The sequence below is a fragment of the Streptomyces sp. NPDC101227 genome, from assembly GCF_044767545.1.
Classification (GTDB): Bacteria; Actinomycetota; Actinomycetes; order Streptomycetales; family Streptomycetaceae; genus Streptomyces.
In genome coordinates, this window is the sequence record NZ_JBIWOD010000003.1 from 149,945 (window position 1) to 167,009 (window position 17,065).

The window sequence follows — 17,065 nt, forward strand, 5'->3', positions numbered from 1 at the left end:
GTGCCCGCAATGCACGGCGATGGACGTCTTTGCCTCAGGTGAGACAATGGTTACTTCTGCGCCACAATGCCCGAAGATCGTCATACGTCGATCGTGACCGCGGCGATCGTCATCCAGCCGATCGTCATCCAGTCGAGAGAGAGCACCCGATCTCCCCATGGCGTCCAGCACTTCCACGAGAACGTCGTCCCGCAAGACCGCCGAAAGGTCCGCCGCTTCCTCCGGCACCTACGACATCGGTATCGACCTCGGCACCGCCAACACCCTGGTGTACGCCCGCGGCAAGGGCGTGGTGCTGAACGAGCCGTCCGTAGTCGCCGTCAACGGCATCGGCGAGGTCATCGCCGTCGGCGCGGAGGCCAAACGCACCATCGGCCGCACCCCGTCCGGTATCACCGCGATGCGCCCCCTGCGGGAAGGCGTCATCGCCGACTTCGACGCCGCCGAGCAGATGCTCCGCGCCCTGATGAAAAAGGCCCTGCCCAGCCGCCGGTTCGCCCGCCCGCGGGTCGTCATCTGCGTGCCCTCCGGCATCACCGGCGTCGAGCGCCGCGCCGTCATCGACTCCGCCCGCGGCGCCGGCGCCCGCGAAGTCCACCTCATCGAGGAGCCGATGGCCGCCGCGATCGGCGCCGGCCTTCCCGTCGACGAACCCGTCGGCTGCATGGTGGTGGACATCGGCGGCGGCACCACCGAGGTCGCCGTCGTCTCCATGGGCGGCCTGGTCACCGCCCGGTCCGTAAGGATCGCCGGCGACGCCCTGGACGCCGCCATCGCCGCGTACATCAAGAAGAAGCACACCCTGGCCATCGGTGAACGCACCGCCGAGGACATCAAGATCGCCATCGGCTCGGCGGCCGTGACCCCGGTCGTCACCGACGAGGACGGCGAACCGCAGCGCCGCGTCTCCTTCACCGTCCGCGGTCGCGACCACGTCAGCGGCCTGCCCCGGATCCAGGAGATCACCGAGGAGGAAATCCGCGACGCCCTCACCGAACCCGTCGACGCCATCATCCGCGCCGTCCACCACACCCTCGACGCCTGCCCGCCGGAACTCTCCGGCGACATCATCGAGCGCGGCATCGCCCTGACCGGCGGCGGCGCCCTGCTGCGCGGCCTGGACCTGCGACTTCAGGAGGAAATGGGCGTCCCGGTGACGGTCGCCGACCAGCCACTGGACTGCGTCGTCAACGGCACCGCCAAGTGCGTCGACGAATTCGCCTCGCTGCACGGCCTGCTGACGGGCGCAAAGGAACGGCCGCGCAGGACGGTGCGGTTGTAGGAGAGGGCCGGGTCACGGCGTTCACCGCGTCACGGCGTTCCGGGGGTCTGGCGCTACGGCGTCACCGGCTTGCCCGGCCTGCCCGGCTTGTTTATGGCCGAAGCGCGGAATCCGTGGCCATCGGCCACCGCACCGACCGACCGCACTCCCCGTTCCCCGCCCTGTTCCCTCGATACCTACCTCCTCGTACCATCTCGGCACTGCCGACGTACGGGGGAGGGCGGGCATGCACGCTGCGGAGTTAGCCACAAGGGTGATGCGGGTGCTGACCGGGGACACGCCGGTTCCGGCCGAACAGGCCTCGGCAGTACGCGAACTGGTCTGGGGCCGACTGGGAAGGACCACCCTGGGGGCCTCTGCGCTGGCCCGCCTCCACGAGCGGCCCGGGGAGGGATCGGCGGGCATCGTCGGCTCCGTGCTCGCCGACGAAGTGCGGGCGGACCCGGACTTCGCCGATCAGCTGCTCGCAGTCCTCCCTCCGCTTCCCGCCCCGCCGGCGCACACCGCCCCTCACCGGAAGGCCGCCGCGGTTCCCCCACCACCCTTGGTCCCGCCCCGTATGCGGGCCACGGCGCCGGCTCCCGTTGCCCCGGATCCGGCCGAGATGCGGAAGGTATTGCTTCTGGGGCTTCCCCAGGCGCTCCTGACCTACGTCGTCATCTCCCTCACAGTGCGGTGGGACGGGGCTGGGCCGGCCCTTCAGGTCGTACTCCTGCTCGCTTCGGCCGGGCTGGCGGCCTACGGCGTCTGGCGCGGCATCCGCCTTTTCCAGCGCCACAAAAACAGCCCGCTGCTCTGCGCCGGACCGGTGGTGCTCAATGCGCTGGTACTGATCAGGCTGGTGCTATGGCTGGTGGGGGCCTGAGCTCTCACCATCGGTGGAGGCGCGGCGTCAGGGGCGAGGACGTTCCCACCGCTCACGCCCACCTCCCCTCACCCCTGCCGCTGTTGCGCTGCCTCGGCCCGCCGCGCGATATACGCCTCCAAGCCGTCCAGGATGCGCTCCAGTCCGAACTCCAGGGCCTGGTCGCGGGAGTCGGTGTCCTCGGCGGAGCCGAGGGCGGCGGTCAGCGCCGGGAACCGTTCGGAGCGCCCGACGAGCAGTTCGTTCAGTGCCGCGCTCATCACCCGCTCCGGCTCCTTGGCCCGCGCGCTGCCCAGCCCCAGCGACGCCGAGACCTGCGCGATGGCCCGGACATGGCCGGTGACGACGAGCACGGCGTCCAGCTGTTCGCCGCCGTTGAGGCCGGTGTCCGCCAGCGCGCTGACGGCGCATTCGGTCCAGCCGAGCTCGTTGGGACCCATGACGCGCGGGCCGATGGCCGCGTCCAGGAGCCAGGGGTGGCGCCGGAAGGCCGCCGCCAGCTGCTCGGCCCACTCGCGCAGCGCGGCCCGCCAGTCGCCGTCGTCGCCCTCGGCCGGGCCCGGCGGTTCACCCATGGCCGTGTCGATCATGAGCGCCACCAGTGCCGTCTTGCCCGGGACGTAGCGGTACAAGGACATCTTCGTGAAGTCCAGTTCGCCCGCGACCCGCTGCATGGACACCGCCCCCAGCCCGCCGATATCGGCGATGGCCATGGCCGTACGCGTGATCCGCTCCAGGCTCAGCGCCGGTTTGGGGCCGCGGCTGGGCCGCTCCCGCCCGCCCCACAGCAGCTCCACGCTGCCCGCCTGGGCCCCGAACACGCTGCGCTTCTCGTCGTCTCCAGCCACCCCCGCATACTAATTCCGCCCCAAAAACTGTGTCCGGGGTACACGAATGAGTATCCATCGGATACAGTTCCTCTGTCGGTGTCATTCACGAGGTCGGCCGCCGATGGACGGACCGGCCAATCCGCGGGGGAGCATGCACATGACGCAGCGAACGACGGCCGCCGATGCGCGACAGCGGACGGTCCTGATCTCCGGCGCCAGCGTGGCGGGCCCGGCCCTGGCCTACTGGCTCGCGCGCTACGGCTACCGGCCCACCGTGATCGAGGTCGCGCCGGACCTGCGCGGCGGCGGTTTCGCGGTCGACTTCCGAGGGGCGGTGCACACGTCCGTACTGAAGCGGATGGGCGTCCTGGACGCCATCAAGCGCCGGGCCACCGGCGGCAGCCCCCTGACCTTCATCGATGCGCAGGGCCGCCGACTCTCCGCACTGCCACCGGAGTTCGCGGCCGGCGAGCTGGAGATCCTCCGCTCGGACCTCTCCCGCATCCTGTACGAGCACAGCCTCTACGTGCACAGCCGATACGCGCGCAATCCCTACGGGCACGGTCTCCACGAACACAGCCCGCACGCCCCCGATGGCGACTCCGGGCCTCCTGGGCGCGGGACCGCGGCCGCCACCGAGTACGTCTTCGGCGACTCCGTCGCGTCCCTGACCGAGGGCGACGACGGCGTGCACGTCACCTTCGACCACGGCGCTCCGCGCACCTTCGATCTCGTGGTCGGCGCGGACGGCCTGCACTCCACGGTCCGCAGGCTGGCCTTCGGCCCTGACGAGGACTTCGTCAGCCATCTCGGCTACTACGTGGCCGGCTGGGACCTGCCCGCCGACGCCTCCGACCTCGGCGCCCGACCGGTCGGGTACTCCGAGCCCGGCCGGCTGGTGGCCGTCGGCCGTACTCCCCGGCGCGCGGCCGGCCCGGGCTACACCGGTGAGGCCTTCTGCCTCTTCGCGTCCGACCTGGAACTGCCCTACGACCGTCGCGATCCGCACTCCCAGAAGAAGGCGATAGCCCAGGCGTACGCTGGATCCGGCTGGCGGACACCGGAGCTCATCGACACTCTGTGGACCGCGGACGAGCTCTACTTCGACGCCCTCAGCCGCGTCGATGCCCCGCACTGGTCGACCGGTCGCACGGTCCTCCTCGGCGACGCCGCCCACGGCGCCACGGTAGGCGGCATGGGCACCGGCTCCGCGCTGGTCGGCGCCTATGTCCTGGCGGGCGAACTGGCCCTGGCGGACGGCGACCACACCAAGGCCTTCGCCCGCTACGAACGACTTCTGCGCCCGTACGTCACCCCCTGCCAGGAAGGCGGCCGCGGCACGGGCGAATTCCTGGCCCCGACAACCCAGGAGGCAATCGACGCCCGCAACGCCGCCCTGAACGACCCCGCCACCGTCCGGGCCATGCTCGACCAGGGCACCACCCTCTCCGCCGCCATAACCCTCCCCGACTACCCGTCCCTGTTGGCCAACTCGTCTGGGGGCAGCGACCTCCGGTGATCGACCGCTGCCCGCCGCGCACCGGAATCCGTCTTGCTCGGCGCGGAATCCCAGGAGAGTGAACGGGTCGCCACGGCATGCGAGTCGGGCACGGCCCTGGTGTACGGGTCCGGGGTGGCGCCCCGCCCCGACGGCGAGCGCGGGATGGGTCGAGGGATCACGGCGTGCCGCCGGCGCAAGTCGCGGAGTGGGCGGGTAACAGCGTCGTCGTGCTGCTCGCCGCATGCGCGCGCCGCATCTCCGGTCGGCTCAGGGGCCTCAAGAGGTGCATCGAGGCGGAAGGGGACCTGCCGGACCTGCCGGTGGCGGACTGAGGTGTCCCGCGAAAACTTCGACGCGTATTCGACGCAGCCACCCGCAGAAACCCGGTGACAGCCGGACACTGCCGGACCCTCCCCGCGGTCATCAGGGGGGAGTCCGGCGCTTTTGCGTATGCAGCTACACCTGCCCTGACCAGCAAAAAGACCCTCCCGAAGGAAGGGTCTTGGAGAGCGCCCCCGGCAGGACTCGAACCTGCGGCCAAGTGCTTAGAAGGCACCTGCTCTATCCACTGAGCTACGGGGGCCGGGCGGTGGACGTGGATCACGGACCGCGGACAAGGATAGGGGTCCGGGTGCCTCGTACCGGTTGCTTCACCTCCGTGGCACGTTGTGGAGGTTCGGTGAAGCGATCCCGATAATCGCAGGCAGGTACGAATCCTGCACCGCTTTTGCTGCCTCGCGGGTCGGGTGTTGTGCACTCGTTATGCCTGCGCCTCAGTTGTCTCGATCGTCTCATGGGTTACTCGTCCCGTTCTGTGTGGGTTCTTGCGGCGCGCACACAGGGCTATACGCTTCAAAAACCCAACGAAATTGGGCATTCTGCACATGTGGCGACCTTGGACGTACGACCCCGGCTCATTGACGCGCTGTCCGTACTGCGTGACCGCGTCGACGCCGCACGCTTTCCGCTGCCGCTACGGGGGGCCGCCCGGGCCCGGCGCAACCGGGCCGAACTGCTCGCCCAGCTCGACGATTATGTGATTCCCCGACTGCGTTCGCCGCAGGCCCCGCTGCTCGCCGTGATCGGCGGGTCCACCGGGGCGGGCAAGTCGACGCTGGTCAATTCGCTGGTCGGGCGGCGGGTCTCGGAGGCGGGGGTGCTGCGGCCGACCACGCGCACGCCGGTTCTGGTCTGCCATCCCGACGATCACCGCTGGTTCGCCGGGCAACGGGTGCTGCCGCAGCTCACCCGGGTGTGGGTGCCCGGCCAGGACGGCGGAGAAGGCAGCGGGGCTCCCCGCAGGGCGCAGGGGGAGGCGGCGTACGACTACGAGGACGCTGCGGGCGGGTACGGCGTCGAAGGGGCCGCGGGCGAGCAGGGGATGCCGACCGTGCGGATCGAGACGGATCCGGCGCTGCCCAGTGGGCTGGCGCTGCTGGACGCGCCGGATATCGATTCGCTGGTCGCCCGGAACCGGGAGCTGGCCGCGGAGCTGATCTGCGCGGCGGATGTGTGGGTGCTGGTCACCACGGCCGCGCGGTATGCGGACGCGGTGCCCTGGCATCTGCTGCGCACGGCCAAGGAGTACGACGTCACGCTGGTGACGGTGCTGGACCGGGTGCCCCATCAGATCGTCACCGACATCTCCGCGCGCTACGCCGAGCTCCTCCACCACGCCGGGCTCGGCCACGTCCCCCGGTTCACCATCCCCGAACTGCCCGAATCGGCCGGTGGCGGGAGCGGACTGCTGCCGGCCACGGCGGTCGCCGCGCTGCGGGACTGGCTGGAACGGCACGCCCAGGATCCCCTCGCCCGTATCTGCGCCGCCGACCGCACGGCCTCCGGCGTGATCGCCTCGCTGCGCAGCCGGCTGCCGGCGCTGGCCGCCGCGGCCGCCGCCCAGCACGCCGCGGCGCTGCGGCTGACCGGCCGGGTCGAGGAGGCGTACGAGCGGGCCGCGGAGCGCGTACGGCAGGAGGTCGCGGCCGGTGAGGTGCTGGCCGGGGACGCGCGTGCGCACTGGCGTGACCAGGGGGCCGGCGGGCGGCCGGACGAGCTGCTGGACGCGCTGACACAGGGGCTGACGTCGCTGCTGGCCTGTGCCGTCGAGGAGGCGGACGAGCGGGCGGCGGAGGCGTGGCGGCGGGATCCGGCGGCGCGGGAACTCGCGGCGCCGGATCCCGCGGATGGCGGCGGATCGGGCGAACGGCTCGGCGTGATCGTGCGGCGCTGGCGGCGCTGCCTTGAGGAGCTGGCCGAGGAGGAACGGGGCGAGGCGCGCGGCGGACCGGGCGGCGAGCGGGCGGGATCCGTGGATCCGGAGGAGTCGGCCGCATTGCTGGCCACGGCGCTGCTCGGCGGCCGGCGCGCCCGTACGGCCGGTGAGAATCTCGCCGACCTGCTCGGGGCCCAGGCCGCGTTGCGGCTGTGCGACCGCGGCAGCCGGCTGCTGGTGACGTACCTGGAACGCGCCCTGGAGGGCGAGCGCGAGCGGCGGCTGGCACCTCTGGAGCGGCTGGCCGTGCCGCCCGACCAGCAGGCCGAACTGATCGCCGCGCTGTCCGTATTGCAGAGGGAGAAGGCGAGAGTGCGGGAGGCGGAGAGGGTGGTGTCGGGGTGACGGAATCCCAGGAGGGTGCCGGGAAAGCGGAGGGTGCCGAAGGCGCGGAGGGCGCGGTGGGGGAGGGCGCCGTTGAGGTCGAAGGGGCTCGTGGTGCTTGGGATGACGGATTGATCGCGCGGCGGGTGCAGGGCGGCGAACGCGCCCGGCCGGGGGCGCGGCGGCGGGTGTTCGGGCCGCGCGGCGGATCCTCCGCCGGGCAGCGCATCGAGCCGCTGCTCGCGGTGGACCCCGCGCGGGACGCCGTCCGGGTGGCGGCCGCGGAGGTGGACGCGGACAGTGACGCGGACCTGGACTTCGCCCTCGCCGTCGAGGTCGCGGTGGACACCGCGCGGGTGGGCGACATGGGGGAGGGGGCGCTGCGCGGCGGACCGGGTGGCGCGCGGAGCGGCGCGTACGAGCGGGTGACGGAGCGGTCCCGGGGCGCCCGGACGGCCGAGCTGCGCGCCCGGCTCGACGCCCTGCGGGAGCTGATCGCGCTGTCCCGGACGCGGCTCGACGGGGAGACGCTGGACGAGGCGGGGCGGGTGCTGGACGCGGCGCGGGACCGCTACCGGCTCTCCGGTCAGCACACCGTGGTCGCCATCGCCGGGGCCACCGGAAGCGGCAAGTCGTCGCTGTTCAACGCGCTGGTGGGGGCGAGCCGTTCGCAGGTCGGGGCGCGGCGGCCGACGACGTCGGAAGCGGTGGCCTGCGTCTGGCCGGGCGGGCCGCCGGGCTCCGAGGGCCTGCTGGACCGCCTGGGCGTGCCCGACCGGCGGCGCAACCTGGCGCTGGACGGCACCCCCGAACTGCGCGGGCTGATCCTGCTCGACCTGCCCGACCACGATTCCGCGGACACCGAGAACCGCGCCCAGGTCGACCGGATGCTGAAGCTGGTCGACGCGGTCATCTGGGTGGTGGACCCGGAGAAGTACGCGGACGGTGTACTGCACGAGCGGTATCTGCGGCCGCTGGCGGGCTACGCCGAGGTCATGTTCGTCGTCCTCAACCAGGTTGACCGGCTGCCCGGGGATGCCGCGGACCAGGTGGTGGACGATCTGCGGCGGCTGCTCGACGAGGACGGGCTGGCGCTCGGCGAGCACGGGGAGCCCGGTGCGGCGGTGCTCGCGCTGTCCGCCGCGACCGGCAGCGGCGTGGGCGAACTGCGCGATGCGCTGGGTCAGTTCGTTGCGGAGCGGGGCGCCGCGGACCGGCGGCTGGCGGCGGACGTGGACGCGGCGGCCGAGCGGCTGCGGTCGGCGTATGTGGCGCAGAGCCGGGTGGCGCTGACGGAACGGGCCCGCGCGGAGTTCGAGGACCGGCTGGCGGACGCGGTCGGCGCGGTCGCCACCGGCCGCGCGGTGGAACGCGACTGGCTGCGGCACGCGGACCGGGCCTGCGGCTCACCCTGGTCCCGGCTGCGCAGGCGGGGGCCGATGGAACGGCGGGGCGGGGGGCGGTCGGACACCTCGGCCGACGCCTCTCGTTCGATTGCCCGTCAGGGGCGGCCGCGGCAACCGGACGCTGCCGGCGCGCATGCCGGGAAACAGACGGACGGCCGGGCGGCGGCGCGGCCGGTGGTGGAGCAGGCCGTGCGCACCGTGGCGGGCGAGGCGGCGCACGGGCTGCCTGCGCCCTGGGCCCATGCGGTGCGGGAGGCGGCGGGCCGGGGCGCGGCGGGCCTGCCGCAGGCGCTGGACAAGGTGACGGCCGACGCCGAGCAGTCCCTGCGGGGCGGGCCGGCCGGGAGGCCGCGGTGGTGGACGGTGGCCGCCGCGCTCCAGGGGCTGCTGCTCGTCCTCCAGGTCGTCGGGGTGCTGTCGCTGCTGGGCGTGGCGGCCGGCGTGGTCGAGCCGGAGGCGTGGTTCTCCGCGCTGCTGCCCGCGGCCATCGGGTCGGTGGGCGGCCCGGCGCTGGCCTGGCTGTGCCGGGTGGCGGCGCGTGGGCCGGCCCGGCGGTACGGGCAGGAGGCCGAGCGGCGGCTGCGGAGCGCGGCGGCCGGGTGCGGCCGCGCCAGGGTCCTGGAGCCGGTCGCGGCCGAGCTGCTGCGCTATCGCGAGGTGCGTGAGCAGTACGCGGTGGCGTCGGGCGCATAGGGCCTGTCCGGCGGAGCGCGGCCGGGCCCCGGCGGGTTCGCTCTTCCGGGTGGCCGAGTTGTGCACAGTCGGGCCGTCGTCCACAGCCCCCCGCGCCGCTTGTCGATTCCGTGCAGCATGGGATCCAGGCGCCGGTGAGCGCGCGGCAGAGCGCGGTGGAGCGCAAAAGAAACGGGGGGCGGGTCCGGTGAACGACACGATGGTGACGCTGGTGGGAAATGCCGCAACGGCGGTGGAGCACCAGCTGACGACGGCCGGTGTGCCGGTGGCGAGGTTCCGACTGGCGACGACGGTCCGGCGTTACGACCGGACGCGGGAATGCTGGACGGACGGGGAGACGAGTTTCTATACCGTCCGGTCCTGGCGCGCTCTCGCCGACAATGTCGCCGCGTCCGTCGCGGTCGGCGAACCTCTCGTGGTGCAGGGCAGGTTGCGCGTAAGGGAGGGGGAGCAGCCGCCCGAGCGGGGCGGGCAGCGCTGGTTCTCGGCGGAGGTCGACGCCGTCGCGATCGGCCATGACCTCGCTCGCGGCACCGCCGCATTCCGCCGGGTCACCCGGGCGCGTACGGACCCGGTGCCACCACAGCACAGGGCGCCGGAAGAGCCTCCGGACGCCGGCCCGGCTGCCGAAGTGCCCGGCCCTTTCCAGGAATAGGCCGCCTGAGGAAGCGTCAGTGCTATCGCACAAGTAGTGCCACCAGCGCCGTTCGCGCCCTCACTTGCCCCTTCCTGCCCCGATTGCTCCCGGGGATTTATCGATAGTGCAAGGCGAGGATGCCTGGTGTCGATAACGATTGTGATTCGGATCGCTTATGGGATGCCATTCCTGGGGACCGTGATGCGCCTGCTCCATAGGATCCGACGAGTACTCACGGGGGCTGACTAGTTCGGCTGTTGAGTCCTTTGGGATCTTTCCGGCGAGGCACCTTCCCCCATTCGACCGCCTCGCCCAGAGGGGAAATCATGCTTGCGATGAAAAGGCGGGGCGCAGCCCGTCTTGCCGCTGCGGTCGTGGCCTCCGGCCTGCTCGCGGCGAGTGCGATAGCCACCGCGGGAACGGCCGCGGCGGATGACACGCCACCCGCGCAGGGAGGCGCCACCGCGACGCTCGGCGGTCTGAAGACCTTCGACCAGGCGATCGTGCACGCCGACGGGCAGAACCAGCGCGTCGGTGCGGGGCTCTTCGAGATGTCGGTCGACAACGGTGGCACGCTGCAGACGTACTGCATCGACATCCACAACCCGACCCAGCAGCAGGCGAAGTACCAGGAAGTGCCCTGGAGCGCCTCGTCGCTGCACAACAACGCGGACGCGGGCAAGATCCGCTGGATCCTGCAGAACTCGTACCCCCAGGTGAACGACCTGGCCGCACTCGCCTCCAAGGCGCACGCGGGCAACCTCACCGAGAACACCGCCGCGGCCGGCACCCAGGTCGCGATCTGGCGCTTCTCCGACCACGTCAAGGTCGACGCGGTCGACCCGGCGGCCGAGAAGCTCGCCGACTACCTCGAGAAGAGCGCGCAGAACCTCACCGAGCCCAAGGCCTCGCTGACCCTGGACCCGCCCGCCGTCTCCGGCAAGTCCGGCAACAAGCTCGGCCCGGTCACCGTGCACACCAACGCCGACAGCGTCACGGTCTCCCCGGCCGCCGACCTCCCGGCCGGTGTGAAGGTCGTCGGCAAGGACGGCAAGCCCGTCACCAGCGCCGCCGACGGCACCCAGCTGTTCTTCGACGTGCCCAAGGGTGCCGCCGACGGCAGCACCTCGCTGACCGCCCAGGCCGCCACCAAGGTCCCGGTCGGCCGCGCCTTCACCGGCATCGGCGAGCACGCCAAGAGCCAGACGCAGATCCTGGCGGGCTCCAGCGAGTCCACGGTCTCCGCGGCCGCCACGGTCTCCTGGAAGAAGCAGGGCGCCATCCCGGCGATCACCGCCGAGAAGAACTGCGCCAAGGGTGGCGTCGACGTCACGGCGAGCAACAAGGGCGATGAGGCCTTCCGCTTCCAGCTCTCGGGCAAGGACTACGAGGTCGCGCCGGGCAAGTCGCAGACCGTGACCGTCCCCGTGGCCGAGGACCAGCCGTACGAGATCACCATCACGGGCGCGGGCGGCTTCAAGAAGACCTTCTCCGGCGTCCTGGACTGCAAGACCGCCGGCAGCGGCGGCGCCTCGCCCGCCCCCAAGCCCACCCCGGCCTCGGGCGGCACCACCGGCGGCCACGGCACCGACCTCGCCGAGACCGGTTCCAGCAACGCCACCCCCGTGATCGCGGGCATCGCTGTCGCCCTGGTCCTGGTCGGCGGCGGCGCGGTGTTCTTCCTCCGCAAGAAGAAGGCCGGCGCCCAGTGACGCAGAACGTCACCGAGCACTGACGCCCGGCGACCGCCGTTCCCTCACACCGTGAGCGGGCGGTAGCCACCCAGGCACCCCGCGGCCCCGGAGCGCAGTCACGCTCCGGGGCCGCGGGCGTACTCGTTTCCATCCGGGCACGGCTGTACGGCAAGATGGGTGTATCTGCCCTCGCACGGCCACGCCGCATCACGGACCGGGCGGCGGAGCGCATACAGACCTGACAGATCCCTGATAGATCCAAACTGCCGGACGGTTTCTCTTGGCTGAGTACATCTACACGATGCGCAAGACGCGCAAGGCGCACGGCGACAAGGTCATCCTTGATGACGTGACGCTGAGCTTCCTGCCGGGCGCGAAGATCGGTGTCGTGGGTCCCAACGGCGCCGGTAAGTCCACGGTGCTGAAGATCATGGCCGGTCTCGAGCACCCGTCGAACGGCGACGCGTTCCTCTCCCCGGGCTACACCGTCGGCATGCTCCTCCAGGAGCCGCCGCTGGACGAGTCCAAGACCGTGCTGCAGAACGTGCAGGACGGCGCCGCCGAGATCATGGGCAAGCTCCACCGCTTCAACGAGGTCGCCGAGCTGATGGCGACCGACTACAGCGACGCGCTGATGGAGGAGATGGGCAAGCTCCAGGAGGACCTCGACCACGCCAACGCGTGGGACCTGGACACCCAGCTCGAGCAGGCCATGGACGCGCTGGGCTGCCCGCCCGGTGACTGGCCGGTCACCACTCTCTCCGGTGGTGAGCGCCGCCGCGTCGCGCTGTGCAAGCTGCTGCTGGAGGCCCCCGACCTGCTGCTCCTCGACGAGCCCACCAACCACCTGGACGCCGAGTCCGTGCAGTGGCTGGAGCAGCACCTCGCCAAGTACCCCGGCACCGTCGTCGCCGTCACCCACGACCGGTACTTCCTCGACAACGTCGCCGAGTGGATCCTCGAGCTCGACCGCGGTCGCGCCCACCCCTACCCGGGCAACTACTCCACCTACCTCGAGACCAAGCAGACCCGTCTCAAGGTCGAGGGCCAGAAGGACGCCAAGCGCGCCAAGCGGCTCAAGGAAGAGCTGGAGTGGGTCCGCTCCAACGCCAAGGGGCGGCAGGCCAAGTCCAAGTCGCGCCTTGCGCGTTACGAGGAGATGGCCGCCGAGGCCGACAAGATGCGGAAGCTGGACTTCGAGGAGATCCAGATCCCGCCGGGCCCGCGTCTGGGCAGCATCGTCGTCGAGGTCGACAAGCTCAACAAGGCCTTCGGCGAGAAGGTCCTCATCGAGGACCTGAGCTTCACCCTGCCCCGCAACGGCATCGTCGGCATCATCGGCCCGAACGGCGCCGGCAAGACCACGCTGTTCAAGATGCTCCAGGGCCTGGAGACCCCGGACTCCGGCGACATCAAGGTCGGCGAGACCGTCAAGATCTCCTACGTCGACCAGAGCCGCGAGAACATCGACCCCAAGAAGACCCTGTGGGCCGTGGTCTCCGACGAGCTGGACTACATCAACGTCGGCCAGGTCGAGATGCCCTCGCGCGCGTACGTGAGCGCCTTCGGCTTCAAGGGCCCCGACCAGCAGAAGCCGGCCGGCGTGCTCTCCGGTGGTGAGCGCAACCGCCTCAACCTGGCGCTCACCCTCAAGCAGGGCGGCAACCTCCTCCTCCTCGACGAGCCGACCAACGACCTCGACGTCGAGACCCTGTCGTCGCTGGAGAACGCGCTGCTGGAGTTCCCGGGCTGCGCCGTGGTCGTCTCCCACGACCGCTGGTTCCTCGACCGCGTCGCCACGCACATCCTGGCGTACGAGGGCGAGTCCAAGTGGTTCTGGTTCGAGGGCAACTTCGAGTCGTACGAGAAGAACAAGATCGAGCGCCTCGGTGCGGACGCGGCCCGCCCGCACCGCGCGACGTACAAGAAGCTGACCCGGGGCTGACCGCCGTGCGACACCTCTACTCCTGCCCCCTGCGCTGGTCGGACATGGACGCGTTCGGCCATGTCAACAACGCGGTGTTCGTCCGCTACCTCGAAGAGGCGCGGATCGACTTCATGCGCCGGCTGGCGCCGGGGGACGGCAGCCCGTCGTTCACGGGCGGATCGGTCGTCGCGCGGCACGAGATCGACTACGTACGGCAGCTGGTGCACCGGCACTCCCCGGTGTCCATCGAGCTGTGGGTGACGAAGATCAGTGCCGCGTCGATGACGATCGCGTACGAGGTCAAGGACGAAGAGACGCTCTACCTGAGGGCCTCGACCGTCGTCGTGCCGTTCGACTTCGCCCAGGAGCGCCCCCGCCGCATCACCGCGGAGGAGAAGGCGATCCTCAAGGAGTTCCTGGACGACGCCGCGCATCAGCAGGGGGCCGTCGCACGATGACGGCGCTGCGTCTGGCCGATGCCGGGGAGGCGGCGGATCTCGCCGCCTTCCTGGGCCGGCTGATCCACTACGACCGCGCCGCCGCGGTACGGCTCCAGGCCCGCGGCGGGGCGCTCGCCGTCTTCGGCCGCCCGCCGTCCTTCGAGGTGCTGGCCATCCGAACGGCACGGCTCGCCGACGAGGCGATCACCCTGGACGTCACCGTCTCGGCCGGTGAACTCCTCGAGGGCGTCGAGGCGTCGGCGGAGGGCGTGCTGAGTGTGCCCGCCGCCGTCACCGGCCCGCCCTGGGCCGGACTGCTCCCGCCCCGCAGCGGCTGGCAGCGGGTACCGGGACTGCCGGCGCCCGAGGCCCTGCTGCGCGCGGTGGCCGGCGCGGTCGCCGAATTCCGCACCCGCGACGCGGAACTGCCCCCGCAGCACCGCACCCGCACCGAACGGGACCGTATCGGCCGGGAGATCTGGTCGCGGACCCTGGGGGACACCCACCTGCCGCTGCGCGCCGCGCACGCCGCCCAGTCGCTGGGCTTCCTCCGCCCGGCGCGCTCGGCCGCGTTCGCCGGCGGGGCCGCGCACGGCTCCCACACCCCGCAGCCCGAGCACCAGCAGCCGTCCCTGCTCGCGGCGGCCGGCTGGCTGCGGCTGAGCACCCCTTACGGATCGATCGCCGTACGGACCGGCGGCCCGGCCGGGCTGACGGGACTGTCGGGGATCACGGTCACTCCGGTCTGAGGGCCCGACTCACCCTCCGCGCAGCCCGCCCTGCCCCGGGCCGTCGGCTCGCCGGTCCCTCCGGCGTCAGTCCGCGGTGTTGACCATCGAGGCGGCCGCGTAGGTGAGGTAGTTCCACAGCGTCGTCTCGTGTTCCTCGGTGAGGCCGAGGGAGTCGACGGCATCGCGCATGTGCCGCAGCCAGGCGTCGTGCGCGGCGCGGTCGACGGTGAACGGGGCGTGCCGCATCCGCAGCCGGGGATGGCCGCGGCCGTCGCTGTACGTGCGGGGGCCGCCCCAGTACTGCATCAGGAACAGCGCGAGCCGCTCCTCGGCCGGACCCAGATCCTCCTCCGGGTACATCGGCCGCAGCAGCGGGTCCTCGGCGACGCCCTGGTAGAAGCGGTGCACCAGCCGACGGAAGGTCTGCTCGCCACCGACCAGTTCGTAGAAGGTCTGCTCCTGAAGCGTGCCGCGCGGAATCTTGTTCACCCGTCCATGGTGTCAGACGCCACGACCTAGGACTCGGGACGGAGGACGGCGGACGAAAAGCGGGGGCGTGACCTGTTGGCCACGCCCCCGCAACCGGCTGTCCGCGGGTCAGCCCCGGCGGATGGTCAGCGTCGTCCAGGCGCCGACATGCACCCGGTCGCCGTCATGCAGCGGGACCGGCACATACGGCTGGATCGGGTCCTCGGCGAGGTTGACCGTCGTGCCGTTGGTGGAGTTCTGGTCCACCACGGCCCAGCTGCCGTCCTGCTGCTGCACCAGCAGCGCGTGCTGGTGCGAGACGCCCGGGTCCTCCGGCGGACGGCCCAGATCGACGTCCGGGGCCTCGCCGGTGCTGTTGCGGCGGCGGCCGATCGCGATCTGGCCGTTGGCGAGCGGGAGCACCTGCTCGGGGGAGTACGCGGGCAGGTTGAGCCCGGCCGCCTCCGGGCCGCTGCGGCCCATCATCGCCATGAAGTACTCGCGGTCCGGCGCGATGGCCACCACCCAGCCGTCGCCGACGACCGGGGGCGGACCCTGCGGCGGCGCCGCGGGACCCGGGCCGCCGTTCCACTGCTGCTCGGGCGGCGGGCCCTGCTGCTGCAGCGGCTGCGGGTCGTAGGGGCCGGGCTGCTGCTCGTACGGCGGCGGCTGCTGCTCGTACGGCGGCGGCTGCTGCGGGTCGTAGGGACCCGGCTGCTGCGGCGGGAACGGCGCGGGCGGCTGCTGCTGCTCGAACGGGGCCTGGGGGCCGGGCGCCGGCGGTGCCATCGGCGGGGGAGCGGCCTGCTGGGCGCCCGGTGGGTTCAGCGTCCAGTCGTCGCCCTGCTGCGGCGGCGGACCGGGCTGACCGGCCGGGCCGGGGCCGGGCATGCCGGGGCCGGGCATGCCGGGCGGCGGGCCGGGCTGGCCGGGGAAGCCGCCGGGGCCGGGGCCGCCGTTCCACTGCTGCTCGGGCGGCAGGCCCTGCGGCTGCTGCGGCGGCTGCGGGTCGTACGGGCCGGGCTGCTGCTCGTACGAGGGCTGCGGCGGCTGCGGTGCGGGGGGCGGGAAGCCGTAGCCGCCCTGGCCGCCGGGGCCCTGGGCGGGGCCGGGGCCGGGTGCCGGCGGCGGGAAGCCGTAACCGCCCTGGGTGCCGGGGCCGGGCATATCGGGGCCGGGCATACCGGGCGGCGGGGCGAAGGACGCCGGGGACGTCGAGGAATTGGTCAGGAAGTTGTAGCGGCAGCCCTCACAGAACGGCGCATTCGCCTCCCGCGGCCTACCGCACTGCGGGCACAGCTCGGGCGGCGCGGACTGATCAGGGCCGGGGCCGGGGCCGGGCATGCCGGGGGGCGGGAAGCCGTAGCCGCCCTGGCCGCCGGGGCCCTGGGCGGGGCCGGGGCCGGGTGCCGGCGGCGGGAAACCATAGCCGCCCTGGGTGCCGGGGCCGGGCATATCGGGGCCGGGCATACCGGGCGGCGGGCCGGGCTGCCCCGGCGGCGGGCCCTGCTGCTGAGGCGGCGGCGGGCCGGGCTGGCTGGGCGGCGGCGTGTTCAGGAACCCCGCAGGCAGGGAGGGCGGCGGAGGGACAGCGCCCGCCATCCTGTGGCCGCACACCTCGCACCAGTCTTCGGCCACCGATTGGTGTCCGTTCGGGCAGGTCGGCATGTCGGTTCTTCCCCCTCCGTACCTTTTCTTCCGGTGGTGCTTCTCAGTGCGCGCGTCGGTACTTGGCGCGGCGGTTTCTCGGCTCATTCTTCACGCGAACGCTTGTCGCCGAACGCGTTTCCGAGAGGTATCCCGTCCGCGTCGGCCACCTTCGCCGTCTGTCGCACAGTACCCGTCGCCGCATCCGCGACGTCCACCAACCTTCGCAAGGAGTTTCGCAGTGTCCGCATTCCCCTTGTTGTGGCCATAGAACCCCCGATATCCGATACCTCATGCAGCGACGCCGCCGCGCCCACCACGGAAACAGGCGGTGGGCGCGGCGGC

Annotated in this window: 15 protein-coding genes and 1 tRNA gene; 11 read left to right on the plus strand and 5 right to left on the minus strand. The window is 72.2% G+C overall.

Annotated elements, in window-relative coordinates; all coding sequences use genetic code 11:
• The first annotated feature begins 157 nt into the window (after nucleotides 1–157).
• Complete coding sequence (locus ACIRPT_RS07505) at nucleotides 158–1,282, plus strand: rod shape-determining protein (RefSeq protein ID WP_403506343.1); 1,125 nt, start codon at nucleotides 158–160, stop codon at nucleotides 1,280–1,282.
• Between the two features lie 226 nt (nucleotides 1,283–1,508).
• Nucleotides 1,509–2,147 (plus strand): hypothetical protein, encoded by a 639-nt coding sequence (locus tag ACIRPT_RS07510; RefSeq protein ID WP_403823720.1) that lies wholly within the window; start codon nucleotides 1,509–1,511, stop codon nucleotides 2,145–2,147.
• Between the two features lie 68 nt (nucleotides 2,148–2,215).
• Here ACIRPT_RS07510 and ACIRPT_RS07515 read toward each other — a convergent pair whose 3' ends face one another.
• Nucleotides 2,216–2,995 (minus strand): TetR/AcrR family transcriptional regulator, encoded by a 780-nt coding sequence (locus ACIRPT_RS07515; protein WP_403823723.1) that lies wholly within the window; start codon nucleotides 2,993–2,995, stop codon nucleotides 2,216–2,218.
• Between the two features lie 139 nt (nucleotides 2,996–3,134).
• Here ACIRPT_RS07515 and ACIRPT_RS07520 point away from each other — a divergent pair, with 139 nt between their 5' ends.
• Together ACIRPT_RS07520 and ACIRPT_RS07525 are read left to right on the plus strand one after the other, a co-directional pair.
• Complete coding sequence (locus ACIRPT_RS07520; protein WP_403823726.1) at nucleotides 3,135–4,496, plus strand: FAD-dependent oxidoreductase; 1,362 nt, start codon at nucleotides 3,135–3,137, stop codon at nucleotides 4,494–4,496.
• A 164-nt stretch (nucleotides 4,497–4,660) separates the two neighbouring features.
• The gene (locus ACIRPT_RS07525) at nucleotides 4,661–4,810 is read left to right on the plus strand and encodes an integrase (RefSeq protein ID WP_403823729.1); all 150 of its coding nucleotides are present in this window, start codon (nucleotides 4,661–4,663) and stop codon (nucleotides 4,808–4,810) included.
• Nucleotides 4,811–4,988: 178 nt separating this feature from the next.
• On the opposite strand, the gene ACIRPT_RS07530 is transcribed toward ACIRPT_RS07525, so the two are convergent.
• Nucleotides 4,989–5,061, minus strand: a tRNA-Arg gene (locus tag ACIRPT_RS07530).
• A gap of 303 nt (nucleotides 5,062–5,364) precedes the next feature.
• On the opposite strand from ACIRPT_RS07530, the gene ACIRPT_RS07535 reads away from it, so the two are divergent.
• The 7 genes from ACIRPT_RS07535 to ACIRPT_RS07565 all read left to right on the plus strand — a co-directional run bounded on the left by ACIRPT_RS07535 (nucleotide 5,365) and on the right by ACIRPT_RS07565 (nucleotide 14,623).
• Entirely contained in the window at nucleotides 5,365–7,098 is a 1,734-nt protein-coding gene (locus ACIRPT_RS07535; protein ID WP_403823732.1) for a dynamin family protein, read from the plus strand.
• Complete coding sequence (locus ACIRPT_RS07540) at nucleotides 7,095–9,176, plus strand: GTPase (RefSeq protein WP_403823735.1); 2,082 nt, start codon at nucleotides 7,095–7,097, stop codon at nucleotides 9,174–9,176. The genes ACIRPT_RS07535 and ACIRPT_RS07540 overlap by 4 nt, the downstream gene beginning before the upstream one ends.
• Before the next feature lie 187 nt (nucleotides 9,177–9,363).
• Nucleotides 9,364–9,831: a single-stranded DNA-binding protein gene (locus ACIRPT_RS07545; protein ID WP_403823738.1), complete on the plus strand. Its 468-nt coding sequence runs from the start codon at nucleotides 9,364–9,366 to the stop codon at nucleotides 9,829–9,831.
• Nucleotides 9,832–10,139: 308 nt separating this feature from the next.
• Entirely contained in the window at nucleotides 10,140–11,525 is a 1,386-nt protein-coding gene (locus tag ACIRPT_RS07550; RefSeq protein ID WP_403823740.1) for a Cys-Gln thioester bond-forming surface protein, read from the plus strand.
• 262 nt (nucleotides 11,526–11,787) lie between these two features.
• A complete protein-coding gene (gene ettA, locus ACIRPT_RS07555; protein ID WP_403823742.1) occupies nucleotides 11,788–13,452 on the plus strand; it encodes an energy-dependent translational throttle protein EttA in 1,665 nt (554 codons plus the stop codon).
• A gap of 5 nt (nucleotides 13,453–13,457) precedes the next feature.
• Entirely contained in the window at nucleotides 13,458–13,892 is a 435-nt protein-coding gene (locus ACIRPT_RS07560; RefSeq protein WP_403823745.1) for an acyl-CoA thioesterase, read from the plus strand.
• Entirely contained in the window at nucleotides 13,889–14,623 is a 735-nt protein-coding gene (locus ACIRPT_RS07565; protein ID WP_403823747.1) for a hypothetical protein, read from the plus strand. Before ACIRPT_RS07560 ends, ACIRPT_RS07565 begins: the two co-directional genes overlap by 4 nt.
• Nucleotides 14,624–14,689: 66 nt before the next feature.
• Here the strand turns inward: ACIRPT_RS07565 and ACIRPT_RS07570 are convergent, their stop codons facing one another.
• From ACIRPT_RS07570 to ACIRPT_RS07580, 3 genes are all read right to left on the minus strand, one after another.
• Entirely contained in the window at nucleotides 14,690–15,094 is a 405-nt protein-coding gene (locus ACIRPT_RS07570) for a globin (RefSeq protein WP_403823750.1), read from the minus strand.
• 108 nt (nucleotides 15,095–15,202) lie between these two features.
• Entirely contained in the window at nucleotides 15,203–16,741 is a 1,539-nt protein-coding gene (locus ACIRPT_RS07575) for an FHA domain-containing protein (RefSeq protein ID WP_403823753.1), read from the minus strand.
• 83 nt (nucleotides 16,742–16,824) lie between these two features.
• Complete coding sequence (locus ACIRPT_RS07580; protein ID WP_403824606.1) at nucleotides 16,825–16,989, minus strand: hypothetical protein; 165 nt, start codon at nucleotides 16,987–16,989, stop codon at nucleotides 16,825–16,827.
• Nucleotides 16,990–17,065: the final 76 nt, after the last annotated feature.

What these genes read in the sequence shown, in the direction of transcription:
- ACIRPT_RS07510 (WP_403823720.1), top strand. Translation starts at nt 1,509, where the DNA reads ATGCACGCTGCGGAGTTAGCCACAAGGGTGATGCGGGTGCTGACCGGG.
- ACIRPT_RS07520 (WP_403823726.1), top strand. Translation starts at nt 3,135, where the DNA reads ATGACGCAGCGAACGACGGCCGCCGATGCGCGACAGCGGACGGTCCTG.
- ACIRPT_RS07575 (WP_403823753.1), bottom strand. Translation starts at nt 16,741, where the DNA reads ATGCCGACCTGCCCGAACGGACACCAATCGGTGGCCGAAGACTGGTGC.
- ACIRPT_RS07550 (WP_403823740.1), top strand. Translation starts at nt 10,140, where the DNA reads ATGCTTGCGATGAAAAGGCGGGGCGCAGCCCGTCTTGCCGCTGCGGTC.
- ACIRPT_RS07505 (WP_403506343.1), top strand. Translation starts at nt 158, where the DNA reads ATGGCGTCCAGCACTTCCACGAGAACGTCGTCCCGCAAGACCGCCGAA.
- ACIRPT_RS07565 (WP_403823747.1), top strand. Translation starts at nt 13,889, where the DNA reads ATGACGGCGCTGCGTCTGGCCGATGCCGGGGAGGCGGCGGATCTCGCC.
- ACIRPT_RS07580 (WP_403824606.1), bottom strand. Translation starts at nt 16,989, where the DNA reads ATGGCCACAACAAGGGGAATGCGGACACTGCGAAACTCCTTGCGAAGG.